This is a genomic window from Ureaplasma diversum NCTC 246 (genome assembly GCF_000731915.1).
Lineage (GTDB): Bacteria > Bacillota_I > Bacilli_A > Mycoplasmatales > Mycoplasmoidaceae > Ureaplasma > Ureaplasma diversum.
This window is the reverse complement of the sequence record NZ_JFDP01000055.1, coordinates 1-17,832: the sequence shown is the minus strand read 5'-3', so window position 1 is coordinate 17,832 and position 17,832 is coordinate 1. Positions and strand designations below refer to the sequence as shown.

Sequence of the window (17,832 nt, the reverse complement as noted above, 5' to 3'; positions counted from 1 at the left end):
AATTAGTTATTTTTAAAGTAATTAATAGTAAATTGTTTAACTACTTCAAAATCATCACTTGTTTTAACTTCACCATTAACATATCGTTGTTTCATAGAAACTGTTAATGTAATTGATTTATCATCATTCTTAATTAATCCAATTTTTGGATGTTCAAATTTTTCAAAGTCAAATTCTGAATGAATTACAGTTCAGATATCTGATATTTGTTCATAAGAATTGATGTTTTCATAAGTTAGTTTATTTTTATCTAAATATTCTTTAATTTTCTTTTTACCAGCTTCAGTATTTTCATCATATCCTGGTTCAGTATAAAGACTTGATTCTGTATTTAAAATGATCTTTTCTTGTTCTAAGTTTTCAAACTTATCAAACCCAAAGAATATTTTTCCTGTTCTGTATTCTTGATTAGTTGTTTTATCTTTAAATACAGCAGTAATTGCTAATTCTTGAGACTTTAAATCAACATCAGAAACTTCATATCGAAGTGTTAAATTAAGTGATGGATCATTAGTAAAGAAGTATGGAATAAGAATATTATCAATATCAGATCTTGATACCTCTTTTAAGTTTTTATTAAAGAAGAATGGTGTTTTATTATTAGTTAATCTGTTTTGGATTTGAGCAAAGATAACTCGATCAACCGTTATATATTGACCTATATAACTTAAAGCATGTCTATCTTCAATAATTGTATTTAATCTTACACCTAATACTGGTGCAACTTTTTCATCTTTTTGATATCTAACAAAGATTGGATTTTGTTTAATTTGGTCTGGTAATAAATCTTTATCATTTCCATTAGCTTTTAATGAAACAAAAGTAAATTTGTTACCTTTTAATTCGCTGAAATTAACTTCAGGATTTTCATAAACATATCTTCTTAAATTATCACGTTGAATAAATGATCTTGGTTTAGCTTCTAAATTTAAAGTTATCTTTTCATTATTTTCATTTTTAAGCTCTAAAACTAAATTAACAACTTTTTCATTCGCTGGATCAAAATCAGGAGCTTTTAATAATTCACTAGATGGAAGTCTAATTGATTTATTAGGAATAAAACCTTCTAAAGTAGCTTGTTTTCATTGTTTAGAATTTTGATCTTTTTTAAATCAGTATAAATCTCTTACAATTCCATGTTGAACATCATAAAGGAAAAGTGGAGAGTTTAAGTAATTACCTATAATAAATGGATTAAAGCTAACATAAATTGGTTGATCTTCTTTTTGTTTTTCATTAACTAATAATGTAACTAAGTTCTTTTGTTCATTTGGTTCAATTTTTGAAACTAATGGCATTATTCCTTGATTAACAAAAGGTAAAAAAGTAGATAAACGAATATCAGTATGTTTTACTTCTTTTAAAAACTTATTATCAATCATAAATCTTGGATCTTGTTTAAATTGATCAGGTAGATTTGATGGATCTCAAACTAATTTAGCTGGTTTAGTATCAAAATCCACTTCTTGTGCTAATTTCTTTTTAAAGATCTCAATTTCTTGATTAATAATTTCTTTATTTTTATCACTTAAATAAATCTTTTGCTTTTCAGCAAATGATGGTCTTGTTTTAGTTAAATCAAAATCAAATAGTGATGATTTGCTATTTGATGTTGATCCATTATTATTATTATTATTATTATTTTGTGAACCTGATTGGTTAGCTTGCTCTGAACCTTCTACTAAAGGTGTTCTTTTTGTTGGTGTACAAGCAACTGCAACTGTTGCTACTAAACTAGATGCTACTAAGATAGCACTAGATGCTATTAAATATTTCTTAATACTTTTCTTCATAATATTTACCTTTTAAATTATTTATTTAAATATTTCTCTAAATACCTTGCAGTATAAGAAATATCTTTTTTGTTGATTAACTGTTCTGGTGTTCCTGTAGCTATAATCTCTCCTCCATTAGATCCACCATTTGGACCAATATCAATGATATGATCAGCTACTTTAATTAAATCTAAATTATGTTCAATTACTAAAACAGTATCTCCATTATCAACAATCTTATTTAAGATACTAATTAGTTTAGCAATATCTTCCATATGTAAACCAGTTGTTGGTTCATCAAGCACAAATAAAGTTTTACCTGTTGGTTTACGCTGTAAGAATTTAGCTAATTTGATTCGTTGAGCTTCTCCCCCTGAAATTGTAGTTGAATCTGCTCCTAATTCTAAATAACCTAAACCAACATCGACAAGAAGTTGAAGTTTACGATGAATCCCTGGGAAATATTGAAAGAATAATAATGCTTCATCAATTGGCATCTTTAATACATCATAAATTGATTTACCTTTATATTTAACTTCAAGCGTTTCGTCATTATATCTTTTACCTAAACAATCTTCACAAGTTACATATACATCAGGTAAAAAGTGCATTCCAATTCGAATCATTCCATCCCCTTGGCATCGTTCACATCTTCCGCCCTTAACATTAAATGAGAATCGACTCTTAGAATATCCTCTTTCTTTAGCTTGGGGAGTTTGTTCAAAAACTGATCTTATATCATCAAACACACCAACATAAGTTGCAGGATTTGATCTTGAAGTTCTACCAATTGGTTCTTGACTAACAACAACGATTTTATCAATGTGATTAGCTCCAATTAAGCTTGAATACTTACCAGGAATAACAAATGGATTAAAATTAGTTGCTTCAATTGCTTTTACTAGGGTTTCAAAAATCAATGAAGATTTACCAGATCCAGATACCCCTGTTACACAAATAAACTTATTTAAAGGAATCGTTAGATTAACATTTTTTAAATTGTTATGACTAGCTCCTTTTAGTATTACTTTAGCTCCGTTTCCACCCCTTCGTTTAGCTGGAACTGGAATAAATTTCTTTTTAGATAAGTATTGCCCTGTAATTGAATCAGGGTTATTTATTACATCTTGTGGAGTTCCAAATGCAATAATCTCTCCCCCATAAACTCCAGCTCCTGGACCTACATCAATTAAATAATCAGCTGCTAGCATTGTATCTTCATCATGTTCAACAACAATTAATGTATTCCCTAAATCTCTCATTTCTTTAAGAGTATGAATTAACATTTCATTATCTTTTTGATGTAATCCAATTGATGGCTCATCTAAAACATATAAGATTCCAGTTAACTTAGAACCAATTTGAGTAGCTAATCGAATCCGCTGCGATTCGCCCCCTGATAAAGTCATTGATGATCTAGCTAAAGTTAAATAATCTAAACCAACATTTTTAAGAAATCCTAAACGATCTAAAATTTCTTTAATAATCGGATTAGCAATTTGTTGTTCTTCATTATTTAAAGATAGATTTAATAAGAAATCAATTTCTTCATTAATGTTTAATCTAGTAAAATCAATAATATCTTTTTTATTGATTAAGATTGATAAAGCTTGGGGAGATAGTTTCTTTCCTGAACAAGTTTCACACTCTTGTTCTGATAAATATTTATTATAGTGTTCTCGTGCCATTTCAGAAGATGTTTCTTGATATCTTCTGTGTACTAATTCTAAGATTCCTTCGACTCGATCAACTGATGAATATTTTTTATTATTAGCTGAAGTAATATCAATACTAATTGGTTCATCACTTCCATACATCAATAATCTAATTTGTTCTTTAGATAAATCTTTTAAAGGTTTGTTCTTATCAATTTGATAATGAACAATTAATGAATTGAATCGTTGTCAATCTAAATTAGTGGTATTAACTGTATTCTTAAAGAAATCAATTCCACCCTGATTAATTGATTTCTCTGGATTAGGAATCATTTTTCTTTCATCAGGTAAGTTATTATAACCTAATCCTTTACATGTTTCACAAGCTCCAAGAGGGGAGTTAAAAGAGAATAAAGATGGTTCAATTTGATTGATTCTAAAACCACAAACTTGACAGCTTTCTGTTTGTGAAAAAGCAAAATCTTGATCTTCAATCACAAATATAATTTCACCATTTGATCTTTTAATTGCTTGTTCAATTGAATCAGAGATCCGACTTTTAGTTTGTTGATCATGATTAATAATAACCCGATCTAAAATAATCTCTACTTTATACTTTTTAGCTTTAGGGATATTAATATATTCATCTAAAAGATATTGTTGGTTATTAACTCTAATTCTTAAATAACCTTCTTGTTTTAAATCAGCAACTAATTCATCAATATCACTAAATTCATTACTTGGGATTGGAGCAAGAATCATTAATTTTTTACGAGCTTCTTGTTTAAGTACAAACTCTAACATTTGCTTTTGAGTATGTGCAACAATAACACCATGATTATAAGGGCAATAAGGAGTTCCAACACGAGCAAATAAAACTCTTAAGTAGTCATAGATTTCAGTTACAGTTCCAACTGTTGATCTAGGGTTGTGACTTGTTGATTTTTGATCAACTGCAATTGTTGGTGATAATCCTTCAATACTTTCTACATCAGCTTTATCGCTTCCCCCTAAAAATTGACGGGCATAGCTAGATAAAGATTCGAAATATCGTCTTTTCCCTTCTGTATAAATCGTATCAAAAGCAAGTGAAGACTTACCAGATCCTGAAACCCCTGTTATAACAACTAATTTGTTTTTAGGAATATCAATATCAACATTCTTTAAGTTGTTTTCTCTTGCTCCTTTAATGATGATTTTATCAATCATAAAGTATCCCTTTCAATGATGTAATTATTTACAATTAAATAAACACATCAAAATTGCTTGTAATTTTATATTTTACTATTTAGATAAGGACTTAAAAACATAAATATCTTATATTGTTTATTATTTTATAATAATTGACACAATTTTAAGCATATGTATGTTAAATATGTAATAATTTAAAGAGATATTTGAATACATTGAACTTATAGTTCATTGTATAAGGAGGATAATCATGAACAAATATATTAAAACTGGTGTTTCTTACATCAATCTATCATCAGCTCGTACAATCAATGTATTACCTGAAGATATTGATTCATTCCTAGAATTAGGTGGGGATGAAACTTATAACGAAAACAACTTAGGTACTGAACTTTACATTAACTATGCTGATTTCGAATCTACTGTAGTTTTATTTGACTTAAAGAAAGATGAACTTCAAAGTCGTTTAGAAAGCTTCTTAGCTTCAGATGATTCTGTTTTAGACTTATCATCTTACTTCTTAGACATTCATTTCTCAGAAGATGATCAATTAGATTTAGAAGATGAATGTTGCGGTGAAGAAGACTGTTGTGGAGAAGAAGACTGCTGCGATTCTAAAGTAGAATGTTGTGGTAAAGATGATTGCTGTGGAGAAGAAAAACACAGTCACGAACACAGCCATAGCCACAGTCATGGACATGAACATGAAGATGGAACAAGTCACAAACACGACCACTCACATTCTCATAGTCATGAACACGGACATGGTTCAAGCCATTCACACAGTCACTAATAAATAAAAATTAGATAATTTAAAACACTTCGTCTTTTCTTTGACAAAGTGTTTTTTATTTTCTTTTATAAACCAGACTTATTTAGATTAATTATTTATTCTTAGCTGCATTAGCTAATTTATATCCTCTAATTCGAGCTGCATTCATTTTCTTTTCAATGTGAGCTCGTTTGTTTTTTTGTTCAATCTTTTTGATTTGTTCTTTAAGTTTTTTCTTATATCCTGGTTTAACAGTTTTAGAACTTGTTTGAACTAGTTTCTTGATTTCATTTTGTGTTTTAAAATCAACAATCTTCTTACTTACAAGACGGTGCTTTTTATCTATTAAGTTATTAAGCTTGATCATTTTGTGTTCAAAAACAATTCCTTTTTTCTGTAAACGAATTAGTTGATCATCATCTTTTTGATCATAAAGCACATAACATTCACCAGTATACTTACCTCGCCCTGCTCTTCCTGCTCGGTGAACATATCATTCATCTTCTTGTGGTAGGTTTCAGTTAACGATATGGCTTGCCCCATCTAAATCTAATCCCCGACTTGCTATATCTGAAGCAACAACATATTGGTATGAATTATTTTTAACTCGTTTGTAATTATTCTTACGTTCTCTTTGTAATAAAGAACCATGTAAAATAGTTACACTCTTATTAAGAGATAATAAATATTTATAAATCTTTTCTACTTCTTTTTTAGTATTAGCAAAAATAATACATAAATAAGGATTAATTATTTTAGTAATAACAGCTAAAGCATGTTCTTTATCATTGTTATGAACAATATAATGTTTAATTCGATCATTATCATAAATTGAATTAGAAACATTAACAATTGTTGTTGATTTAAAGTACTTAGCTAATTGATTAGATAATAATTCATGTAAAGTAGCAGAGAAACTAAGTTTCTGTACTCCTGATTTAGGTAATGAATTATTAATAAATTCTAAATCATCAGCAAAACCAAGATCTAATAACATATCAGCTTCATCAAACACTAAAGCAGTAACTGTTGATAAATTAAGAGCATTAGCTTTAATGATCTCACTTAATCTTGTTGGTGTAGCAATAACAATCTGAGTATTAGCTAAAGATTGATTAATTTGTTCATTAATTGATTCCCCACCAATTAATAGTTTGATATTAAGTTGATGATTATGTTTTTTAAATGATGATGCTTTAGTATGGATCTGTCTAGCTAACTCTCTTGTTGGAGCAACAATGATTGCTTGTAATTTTTTAGTAAAATCAAGCGTTTGCAAAATTGGTAATAAGAAAGCAAAAGTCTTACCAGTTCCCGTTGGTGCAATTCCAATCACATTCTTTTTTCTTAAAATAAGTGGAATTGTTTTTGATTGAATCGTTGATGGATTGCTGATTTTTTGATCAGCTAATGTTTGTTCGATTCAACTATGGAATTTATTAGATTTGAACATGATTAACTCCTTTTTCTTTCTTACTATCTTTATTTGCTAAGTTATTAGCTCATTTTGTATATTTCCAAATTAAGATTGAAGCAATGATTTTAAAAATATATTGTGATTCAATCATAAAGAATAAAAGTACTGGATGAATTCTTTCATCTAAATTAGCACTTACATTAACATTTGTAATTGTTCCAATGAAAATGATTCAGATTACAATTGTTAAAGTATCAATACATAACAATCATTTACTTCCCCCGCCCCGTACACAGAAATAAATAACTGCAGATGGTGCTTGTAATAAAATTGTTGATGCAACAATTCATTCTAAATACTTAGCAATAACAACCGTTTGTTCAGCTTTTAAAATAGCTTCTTTACTATTAGCAGCTGGTGGGTTTAATACTTCATTCACAAAGAATGATAGTATTAATAAAATAATCGCTAAAACAATTCCAACAACAATTGATCAATTCATTAATTTCTTAGTATTATTCTTAGCTTCATCTATTTTATTAGCTCCAAGTTTAGCTAATACAAGAACAGCAACCACAGTTGCAGCTCCTGGTCAAATTAATGTTGTAAATTGAACAATTAAATTAACTGTAGCAATTGCATCCCGATGGGTTTGGTTATAACGTAAAAAGAAAGTAGCTAAGATAACTGTTCCAACAGCAAACAAGATTTCATTAATAAAGATTTGTCATCCATTAATAAAAATAGCTTTAACAATATCTTTTCTTATCTTTATATGATTAAAGAAATAATAAGGTTTATCTTTTCTTATTAAGGTTATCGTTAATAAGAATAAAGCAGCAAGTGCACGAGCTATTACAGTAGCTAATGCTACATACATCACTGCTTCATTAGCATTCTTAGCTACATATATAATTAAGATCGGATCTAAGATAATGTTTGTGATCACAGCTAAAACAGTAGCTATCATTGGAATAATTGGTGAGTTATCTTGACGATAAGCTACAGCCATAATAAAAGTAAATAAATAAGGAATTAATGTTAATGATTGATAACGTAAATAAGTAGCAGCTAATTGGTTAGTTATTTGGAAATTTTTAACAGCTAATGGATCAGTTGTATCAACAATTTCAGCCCCTGACATTAAACCAACTATTTCTAATGGAATCACCATAAAAACAGTAATAAAGATAATGTTAGAAATCAAACTAGATAAAAGCATGAAGTTAATACACTCTTTAAAGCGTAAATAATCTCTTTTACCATAATATTGTGCAGCCATAATTCCACCTGCACTTGCAATTGATATAAACATTATTGTTGGCACAAAAATAAGTTGTGAGGCAATTACAGTAGCTGTTTTAGCAGCTGCTCCTAATGAATCAGGAGTAAATGCTGCTAAAAAGAAACTATCGAAATAATTAACAGAAGTAACTATGATTACTTCTATAATAGCTGGGAAAAAGAGTTTAGCACATGCTTTAATAAATGCTTTATCACCAAAAACCCGCTTAAACCAATTCTTTTCTAAATTAATTGGTTGAGAGGGTGGTTGTTGCTTGTTAAACCTAAAACTCATAAGATTTTCCTTTCTATTTATTATTTTTGAACACTAAATCGATAGTTTAATTTATTTTCATTAACTTTATTATTAATTTTATTAGTTAATGGATTAGCTCATTTACATTTAGTATACATAATTGATGTACTAACTAATTTAATAGCCATATTAGCTGAAATTAATGTAAATAAACCAATTACACTAACTTTAGGATCACTTACAAAATTAGTAATTAACCCAATCATTAAGACTCAGATAACCATAATGATAGTATCTGAGATACTTCCATATTTTCTACCAGATCCTCGAATACAATTATTCATTGCAGCATATGGACCAATACATAAAATTTGAAAAGCTAAAACTCATTCTAAGTATTTAGCTAAATCTACTGCTTCTTTAGCTTTAGCTATTGCAGCTGAAGTTTGATCTGATGGTTTATTAAGAACACTATTAATAAAGAAAGAAGCAATAAATAAAACAATAGCTAAGAAGATACTAAAAACTAAAGATCAAGCTATGATATACCGTGAATGTAATTTTGCTGTTTTAATATCATGTTTACCTAAATAACTTAATACTAAATTACCAACAATTGTACTTAATCCTGGTCAAATTAATTTAGTAAATTGGGAGACTAAAGTAGCAGTTGAGATTCCTTCCCTAGCATAAGGATGATAGTTATATAAGAATAATGATAATAATATTGTAGCAATTGAAAATAAGCTTTCATTGATCACAATATGTCAACCATATTTAAAAAGATCTTTAATTGTACTTTTTTGTAATTTCCAATGATTAAAAATAAATGTTGCCCGGTTTTTTCTTATAAAAACACAAATTAAAACAATACTAATATCAACAAGTCTTGCAACTATGGTTGCTATTCCTACAAATCTTATTGCATCGGTTGGTGTTTTAGCAAACTTAATTAATAAAACAGGATCTAAAATACTATTTACACATAAAGCTGATAAGCTTCCTAATAAAGGAATAAATGGTGCTCCATCATATCGATGAGCTACAGCTAATGGAAATGAGATTGTATAAAAGATCTGAGCAATCATTATTAAATTAAGATATTGTACACTCCAATCATTAATTGATTGAAATAAAGCAACATTGCTTGGATCAATTTGTTTAGATTGATTAGTTAATTGATTAGCAGCTCCTGCATATGTTTGAATCGATCAAGATCCAAACCCCATAAATGCAATAAAGAAAGGAATGTTAACAAGAAAAGATAAAATAATCATTCAATGCACACTTTCTTTAAAAAGGGTGTATTGTTTACTTCCTTTATATTGCGAAGTCATAATTCCAATTGCAAAACAGACTGCAACTGTAAAAATGATTGGTAAATATAAAATTTGATTAGCTAAAACAGCTGCTGTTTTAGTATAGATACCAAAGTTATCTGGGGTATGAGTAGCTAAAAAGAAGTTGTCGACATAAGAGATGCAAGAGATGATAATATTTTGAATAATTGCTGGAAAGAATAAAAGGATCATCTTTTTAATAAATGCTTTATCTCCAAAGATGTTTTTGAGACTAAAGCGTTTTTTAAAGACTGTAGCCATTTGTTTTCTAACCTTCGTTTTTAGAAGCAATACTTACTCCTGATGATGTTCCGATTCGATCTGCTCCTACATTAATCATTTTTTGTGCATCAGCTAAAGTTTTAATTCCCCCTGATGCTTTAATTAATTTTTCATCTTTTAAAATACTTTTAAAAAGAATAATATCATCAACGTTTGCACCTGAGTTTGCAAAACCAGTTGATGTTTTAATAAAATCAGCTTTTGATTTAAGAATTAGATTAGCAGCAAAGCTTTTTTGTTCTTCGTTTAAATAAGCTGTTTCTACAATTACTTTTAAGATTTTATCTTTACAAACTTCTTTAACTGCATCGATTTCAGCTAAACAATATTCTTCATTGAAAGCTTGAAGTTGAGTAATATTGATTACTAAATCAATTTCATCAGCTCCTAATTGTATTGCATTTTTAGTTTCAAAAACTTTAGTTTCAGTAGAATTTGCTCCAAGTGGAAAACCAATTACTGTACAAACCTTAGGATTAGAATTTGTTAATAAATGTTTTGCATACTTAACAAAACAAGGGTTAACACAAACACTAAAGAAGTCATATTCAATAGCTTCATTACAAAGAGTATAAATATCTTCAAAAGTAGCATTTGCTTTTAATATAGTGTGATCAATATAATTACTTATTGGTTGATTCATTATTTTATCCTCTATTTTGATATTAAACTTTTAACTTCTTTAATTACATTATCAACATTAAAGCCAAATTCATTCATTAATTTAGCTCCATCTGCACTTCGTCCAAAGTTAGTTGCACTAATTTGTTTAAATGTTTTAGCGAAGGGACTTAGTTTTCATCATAAAGTATCATTTGATGCTTCAACACTAATTAATCCATATTTAGCATCTAATAAGTTTTTAATTATTGATGGATCTTGTAATAATAATTGGTTTAAATTAAAACAAGAAATGACTTTGATATTGATGTTTTCTTTTTTAAGAGTATGTGCAGCTTCTTTAATTAAACTAACTTCAGATCCTGAAGCAATTAAACAAACATCATATTGATCAGCTTCTAATTTTTGATCAATAATTTGATAAGCTCCATAACTAAAATTAGTAGGTTCACTTTCATTAATTTGTTTTAGTTTTTGACGTGAAGTAATAATAGCAACTGGTTTAGTTGTTTGTTTGTATGCATAAACTAAAGCGTGCTTTGTTTCATAATGATCAGCAACTCGAATAACTTCAAAGTTAGGAATTGATCTTAACATTGTTAGTTGTTCAACAGGTTGATGTGTTGGACCATCTGAACCAATTGCATATGAATCGTGTGAGAAGAAATAAATAGCTGGTAAATGTGAAATAGCAGCTAATCGCATTGCTGCTTTCATATAATCAGCAAATGCTAAAAAAGTTCCACTACAAGCTTTAAGTCCTGAATGTAATAAGATTCCATTCATAATCCCAGCCATTGCAAACTCACGAATCCCACATTTTACATATGGTGATTTACTATCAACATTAAACTCAGAAGAACCAATCTTAACATATGTTGATTTAGCTAAATCAGCTGATAAAACAATCATTGATTTTAAATCTTTAAGTTGACTAAAATAGTTTTTAATATAAACTCTTGTTGCTTCATTAGTATCAACTATTAAACTAGGGTCTAAGATTTGATCTAGATTTTCAAAATCTTTATCTAAATAAGCTTTAAATTGAGCAATTGCTTCAGGTTGTGTTTGTTCGTATTGACTTCATAATTTCTTCCATTGTTCATAAGCACTATTTCCTCTAGCTACAACATTAAAATGGAAGTGATCAAAAATTTCTTGATGAAAATCAAAGTTATCAACTTTTACTCTAAACTTCTTGCTAAATAGTTCAAGTTCTTGATCATTAACCGCAGCTGCATGTGCATTTGCAGATTGTTCTGAACTCATTCCCTCGCCAATAATTGTTTTAACTTCAATAAAGGTTGGTTTATTGTTTTTAGAGCTTTTAGCAACTGCTACTTGGGCATGAATGTTTTCTGGATTATTATCACAACTTAAATAATTCCAATTCATACTTTCAACTCGTTGTTGTAAATTTTCAATATTAACATCAAAGACAGCAGAATCTAATTGATAATCATTAGAATCATGAATCATTATTAATTTGTTAAGTTGAAGCTTACCAGCTAAACTCATTGCTTCATAACAAATTCCTTCTTGTAAATCTCCATCCCCAACAACACAATAAGTAAAGTGGTTAATTAATCCTTTAAGGGTTGGAAATAAATTAGCTAAATAACGTTCAGCTATTGCCATTCCAACTGCATTACTTACCCCTTGTCCAAGTGGACCAGTTGATGCATCTACATAATTATTAGCAAACACTTCTGGATGTCCAGCAGTGTTTGTATTATCATTCCGAAAGTTTTTAATATCATCTAAACTAATTAATGACGCAAAATAAAAAATTGGATACAAAGCCATTGATCCATGACCAGCTGATAAAACTAATCGATCCCGATTAAATCATTTTGGTTCATCTTTTGAAATTGTCATTAATCCTTTATATAAAGTATAAAGAATTGGAGCAGCTGAAATACTCATTCCACTGTGTCCTTGGTTAGCATTCTTAATAGCTTGCAATGCTAAAGAACGCATTGCGTTAACATATCGATTCATCTTAAAACCTTTCTTAAATTTAAAAAATTGCCTGCAAGTACGCAGACAACCCTTTACTTATTATTAATCAATAATAGCTTGTTGACGCAAAATTTCTTCTAAACGAGTAATTGCGTTTTGAGCATCTGAACCTGTTGCTGTTAGTTCAATTTCAGAATCTTGTTTGATTCCTAAAGCCATAATGTTAATAATTGATTTAGCATCTGCTTTTTTATTATCGACTTTAATTTCAATTTTAGAACTAAAATCACCCGCAGCATGGCAGAAGTATGTAATTTCATGTACGATTGTTGCAAGATCCATTTTAATTACAAATTTTTTTGAAACTGAAAGTACCATATTATTCCTTGTCTCTTTTGCACATAATATTTAAATTATATAATATTTAATTAACTATTGCTTGGGGTTATTGTTATTTAGTTTTGATTAAAGATCCCCATTTTAAATCGTGCATTCTTCAATCAGAATGATCTCAAAAAGTAAAAAAACCATTTGCTGTATTAAATGTTATTTCACCAATATAAAGTTGGTTATTAACATAATAAAAATCAACTCTTAGATGTTTAAATAAGTTAGGGTATTTTTGATCAAAGTAAGCTTTAATTTGTTTACTTAAAACTAACATTTCACTAAAATCAAAATCAATTAAACTTTGATCAAAAATTGATTGATTAGTGTTCATATCATAAATATTAGAACTTAGTTGATCTCAGTCTCAGTTATAACTATTAATATCAATATTTAATAGTTTGCTTTTGTTCATAATCATACAATAAGCAGCACTATCAAATAAGAACACTTTATAATCATCAACTAATTGATCATGATCACCTAGTTTTTGTTCAATAATGATTCTTGGTTTAATTAAAGCATAACATCAACTATCAAAGAAATTAGTTATTTGATTAGTTGATTTAGGAATTAGATATGGTTTAAATAAATCAATTGTTTGATCTATTTTTTGTATATCATTATCATTTAAAACAATGATATTCTCGTTCTCAGTTCCATTAGTTAATTTAATAATACAAGGTTTAGGAATCTGTATTAATAACTCTTTGTTTCATTGATCTAAACTATCTACTATTGCATATGTTTTGATAATGTACTTATTTAAATTTAAACTAGCTAAGAAATCTTTAAAACTAACTTTATCAACATAATCTAATAAGATAGATTGATCAAAGTTTAAAAACATATCTACTAAATATGCATTAAATGTATTAATGTTATTTGGATCATAAACATAATCTAATTCACATTCTCAGATCTTAATAAACTCTTCTTTAAACTTCTTTAGATCAGTGTTGTAGTATTGTTTAGTGATGTTATTAAGTTTAGTTAATAGTTGATCGTTCATCATAACTAATTACTCCTTAAGTTGAACACTGATTCGTTTAATTTCATATAGTGGGACATATGAACGCTTAGAGTTAATTATTGCACTAGATGAAGCTCCATCTTGTCGATCGATTAATTGATGATTGATTTCATTATTAATCAAATTAGTTGATAGTAAATATTGATACATGCCCCGAATCGTTCGATCCGTTTGTTCGATTAAAATTTCAGCAATCTCTGGTCTAGTGTAAACTAATGTAAATCCAACAACTTCATTAGTTGCTTTTTTAAATAAAACACTACCTTTAAAATCAGGTTTGTTCTTTGTGTTTTTAATTAAATCTAAATTAGCATTAATTAATAAGCTTTCTGCTCTTTGTACAGTTTTTGCTTTCCACTGTTCTAAGAAATCAAGCACTAGATCAATATGCTTATCTGGTTTGTAATTAACTAATTCATAATCATCTAAATGATTTTTAATAAAGTAGTTAAGATTATTTCTTTTCTTTTGTAAAGCTTTACCTTTAAAAGTTTTAAGGTCTTGTGTTACATAAATATAATTAGTAACTCAAGCATATAAACTAATATGATCTAAACAAACTCCATATTGTTCATAATCACTAAATAAGATCGCTCCATGAACATTTACATATTGATCTTTAAAATGATGTTTTAAACGCATCTTAGCTTCAATTACAATATTACTTAATTCATGCTTTTTAGGATCATAAATAGTAAAGATAGTAAAGTACTTATTATAAAACTTATTAAAGGTATAACTACTTTCAATTTGTTTTAAATCTAAATTACCCCTACCATAAAAAAAGATCACATCTAATTCTTGATCATATTCATAAAAAATATCAAATCCATAATAACTTCAAGTCAATAAACTTAGTGTAGAAGTATAACTATTTGGATTAATTTTTAAGCGTAATTCTTCTAGTTGTTCATAGTTGGTTCAACTTAATTGTTGATACATAAAAGCCTCGTTATAAAAAACAAACAAACCCACGATATGGATTTGCTTGTTTTCAAATTCATTTTCAATTAACGTTTTGTAAATTGTGGAGCTCGACGTGCACCATATAGACCGAATTTTTTACGTTCTTTAACACGGGCGTCACGAGTTACTAGCCCTGCGTTACGTAATTCTGGTTTTAAAGCTTCATTAGCATCAATTAAAGCTCTTGTAATTCCTAAACGAATTGCTCCAGCTTGACCCTTAAAGCCCCCACCTAAAACTTTAACAAACACATCATATGTCTTTTCTGTTTTAGTTAATGTTAATGGTTGCATCATATCTTGAATTACTAATTGGTTTGGGAAGTATTGTTCTGGAGAACGATCATTAATTAAAACAGTTCCTTTTCCTGGCACAAGTTTAACTTTTGCCACAGAAGATTTTCTACGTCCTAACCCTTTGTATTCTACGTTGTTTGCCATATTTAATATCTTCCTTTATTATTTTGAATTCTTAAGTTCTAATGAAATTGGGTTTTGAGCACTGTGTGGGTGTGCATCTTTTTTGTAAATAAATAATTTAGATAACATTTGACGAGCTAAACGGTTTTTTGGAAGCATCCCTTTAACTGAACGACGAATTAATTCATCACTGTATTTATTTAACATTTCAGTCCCACTTCTTGTTCTTAATCCACCCATGTAGTGAGAGTGGTTGTATCAGTTTTCATTTTCTGCTTTATTACCTGTTAAACGCACTTTATCTGCATTCACAATAATAACATAATCACCCGCATCAACGTTTGGTGTGTAGTCAACTTTGTTTTTACCACGTAAGATATTAGCAACTTGAACACTTAAACGACCTAAAACTAAATCAGTCGCATCAATTACATATCATTTACGTCTTGCATGAGCTGCTTCTTTTTTAAGCATTGTAGACTTTTGCATAGTAAAACTCCTAATTAATAAAATTCTTTTTTATAACAATATGAAATAAATACACTATATTAGTGTATCTAAAATGTTTGGTTTAATATGATGTAACGTTAGATAAATTATAACATAATTAGCAAACAAAAATACCCCTTTGTTGCCAAAAAGGTATTTTAGTTTTAGATTGATTTAATCTTATTTATGATTTTTTCTTTTTCGTTTTCTAACAACACCAATTACAATACCAACTGTTGCAATTAAGATTGCAATAATTGCACTTAACACTGGTGCTCAGATTCTAGCATTATCATCTCATCAAGTGTGTACTCTTGTTTCTTCTGCATCACTTTGTAAACTAGATGCTGTTGGTAAATCATAAATCACAAAGACATTACCATTAACTTCTAAGTTATCTCTAATTACAATCTTAGTTTTATCAGCATTATATTCAATTGTAGCTTTAGATAAATCTAAACCTTTTTTAATAACTTGATTAATAGCTAAAGAACTTAAGAATGGTTCTAAAGAAGTTGGTTTGTTAGCTTTGATTTGTTCGTTATTGTTTAGATCACGAACAACATCAGCTCAACCTTCTTTGTTTAAGTTATTTCCTGAATAACCAAAGTAGTTAGTCTTAGCAATCTTATTATCTTCTTTGTTTAATAAGATCTTAGATAATTGTTTAGTTTTGTTTAAGTTATTAGGATCTCTAATTGATAGTTGAACAGCTCCATCTACTACATCAATTAAAACTTCTTCAGGTCTTACAAAATGGTTACCAATTTTGATTTCACCCTTATCATTTCTTGGATATAGTTTTTCATTTGTTAATGAGTGTTTAATAGCAGCATTAAGATCACCATTGTTTTGAACTAAACTACTATCATCAAAGACTGTTACATAATCACTTGATACTACATTATTAATATATGGTACTGTTAGTTCAATTGGATTATTATTAGCATCAACACCAACAAATTGTAATTTGCCATCAATTGTAGCTACTTTAGCTGTACTTAGATCAAATCCTTGTGCTTTAGCTAAAGCTGTTAATTCTGGATTATTTAATTGGTTTAAAGGAATAAATTGGTTTGGTGCTTGATTAAGTTGAGCAATTGCTTGATCTAATTGATCATTGTTTTTAATTGCTTGTTCTCAAGTTTGAGATGTAATTGATTTATAGATGTAATCATCAATTACATAAATTAGTTTATTGTTAATATCAACAATGTTACTATCAGATTTAACTTTTTGATCAGCTTCTAATTCTTTATATGTAGCACTTTGAATTTTATATTTAAAGATACCAACATTAAAGTCATTTTTAGCTGCTTTAGCTTCAAGTGCATTAATGATTGCATTTGAAGGGTTCGAATCTAATACTTGGTTGTTTGAATATAATTCTCTTGCTAAGATTACATTCTTAACATCATTGATTACTAAGATATATTCTTGATCTTTATTAGTTTTTAAGCTACCTTTTAGAACTAATTTAGATAAGTTAGGAAGATAGCTTAGTTTAGCTGTATCTTGTTCAATATCAACTAAACCAGTTTCTGGTTTTTTGAACTCTTTAGCTAATAGTTGTTTGATAACTTCGTTATTGTTAAATGCAGATAAAGGAAGTGTTCATTCACCATTTACTTCTTTCGCTTGTTGTTTAAAGATTTCATAAACAGTGTTAATTGATCGATGATCTACATAGCTTCCATCTCTTGTTTCATACTTAGGATATTTGAAGTTAGCATCTGTTTGACTAAGAGCTACAGATAAGTGTTTTTCATTTGGTTTAAGTGGGTCAAATGTAAAGATTTGGATTGATCCATCTTCTGTTATTTGTACATCTACATAGTTAGGGTTTAGTTTCTTGTTTCCAATTGTTACTAAACCACCAGTACTAATTGGTAAGTTTTTAATTTGATCAAGTGTAGCTTTAATTAAGTTTCCGTCTGATTTAATTACTTCATCAACTGAAGGGAAATGAATTGGTGAATCAGT

At 28.5% G+C, this 17,832-nt stretch carries 14 protein-coding genes; 1 reads left to right on the top strand and 13 read right to left on the bottom strand.

What is annotated here, in order from left to right; genetic code table 4:
* Nucleotides 1–2: 2 nt before the first annotated feature.
* Complete coding sequence (locus UDIV_RS02525) at nt 3–1,793, bottom strand: Vmc-like lipoprotein signal peptide domain-containing protein (protein WP_038102914.1); 1,791 nt, start codon at nt 1,791–1,793, stop codon at nt 3–5.
* 17 nt (nt 1,794–1,810) lie between these two features.
* A complete protein-coding gene (uvrA, locus tag UDIV_RS02520; protein ID WP_038102912.1) occupies nt 1,811–4,639 on the bottom strand; it encodes an excinuclease ABC subunit UvrA in 2,829 nt (942 codons plus the stop codon).
* 232 nt (nt 4,640–4,871) lie between these two features.
* On the opposite strand from uvrA, the gene UDIV_RS02515 reads away from it, so the two are divergent.
* Nucleotides 4,872–5,414 carry a hypothetical protein gene (locus tag UDIV_RS02515; protein ID WP_081847821.1) on the top strand — a complete coding sequence of 181 codons (543 nt, stop codon included), beginning with the start codon at nt 4,872–4,874 and terminating at the stop codon, nt 5,412–5,414.
* A gap of 91 nt (nt 5,415–5,505) precedes the next feature.
* Here the strand turns inward: UDIV_RS02515 and UDIV_RS02510 are convergent, their stop codons facing one another.
* From UDIV_RS02510 to UDIV_RS02460, 11 genes are all read right to left on the bottom strand, one after another.
* On the bottom strand, nt 5,506–6,846 hold the full coding sequence (locus tag UDIV_RS02510; RefSeq protein WP_156021871.1) for a DEAD/DEAH box helicase: 1,341 nt from the start codon (nt 6,844–6,846) through the stop codon (nt 5,506–5,508).
* Nucleotides 6,833–8,389 carry an MATE family efflux transporter gene (locus tag UDIV_RS02505; protein ID WP_051749469.1) on the bottom strand — a complete coding sequence of 519 codons (1,557 nt, stop codon included), beginning with the start codon at nt 8,387–8,389 and terminating at the stop codon, nt 6,833–6,835. The genes UDIV_RS02510 and UDIV_RS02505 overlap by 14 nt, the downstream gene beginning before the upstream one ends.
* 20 nt (nt 8,390–8,409) lie before the next feature.
* The gene (locus UDIV_RS02500; protein ID WP_038102906.1) at nt 8,410–9,951 is read right to left on the bottom strand and encodes an MATE family efflux transporter; all 1,542 of its coding nucleotides are present in this window, start codon (nt 9,949–9,951) and stop codon (nt 8,410–8,412) included.
* Between the two features lie 7 nt (nt 9,952–9,958).
* On the bottom strand, nt 9,959–10,615 hold the full coding sequence (gene deoC, locus UDIV_RS02495) for a deoxyribose-phosphate aldolase (RefSeq protein WP_038102903.1): 657 nt from the start codon (nt 10,613–10,615) through the stop codon (nt 9,959–9,961).
* Nucleotides 10,616–10,626: 11 nt separating this feature from the next.
* On the bottom strand, nt 10,627–12,594 hold the full coding sequence (locus tag UDIV_RS02490) for a transketolase (RefSeq protein ID WP_038102901.1): 1,968 nt from the start codon (nt 12,592–12,594) through the stop codon (nt 10,627–10,629).
* Between the two features lie 63 nt (nt 12,595–12,657).
* On the bottom strand, nt 12,658–12,933 hold the full coding sequence (locus tag UDIV_RS02485) for an HPr family phosphocarrier protein (RefSeq protein ID WP_038102899.1): 276 nt from the start codon (nt 12,931–12,933) through the stop codon (nt 12,658–12,660).
* A gap of 73 nt (nt 12,934–13,006) precedes the next feature.
* A complete protein-coding gene (locus UDIV_RS02480; protein WP_051749466.1) occupies nt 13,007–13,954 on the bottom strand; it encodes an ATP-grasp fold amidoligase family protein in 948 nt (315 codons plus the stop codon).
* 9 nt (nt 13,955–13,963) lie between these two features.
* Entirely contained in the window at nt 13,964–14,917 is a 954-nt protein-coding gene (locus UDIV_RS02475) for a phosphatidylglycerol lysyltransferase domain-containing protein (RefSeq protein WP_038102894.1), read from the bottom strand.
* Between the two features lie 68 nt (nt 14,918–14,985).
* Nucleotides 14,986–15,381, bottom strand: a complete 396-nt coding sequence (rpsI, locus tag UDIV_RS02470) for a 30S ribosomal protein S9 (RefSeq protein WP_038102891.1) — start codon at nt 15,379–15,381, stop codon at nt 14,986–14,988.
* An 18-nt stretch (nt 15,382–15,399) separates the two neighbouring features.
* On the bottom strand, nt 15,400–15,849 hold the full coding sequence (gene rplM, locus UDIV_RS02465) for a 50S ribosomal protein L13 (protein ID WP_051749464.1): 450 nt from the start codon (nt 15,847–15,849) through the stop codon (nt 15,400–15,402).
* Between the two features lie 180 nt (nt 15,850–16,029).
* Nucleotides 16,030–17,832, bottom strand: a 1,803-nt coding sequence (locus UDIV_RS02460) for a GUMAP protein (RefSeq protein ID WP_038102887.1), incomplete at its 5' end; no start/stop codon positions are given.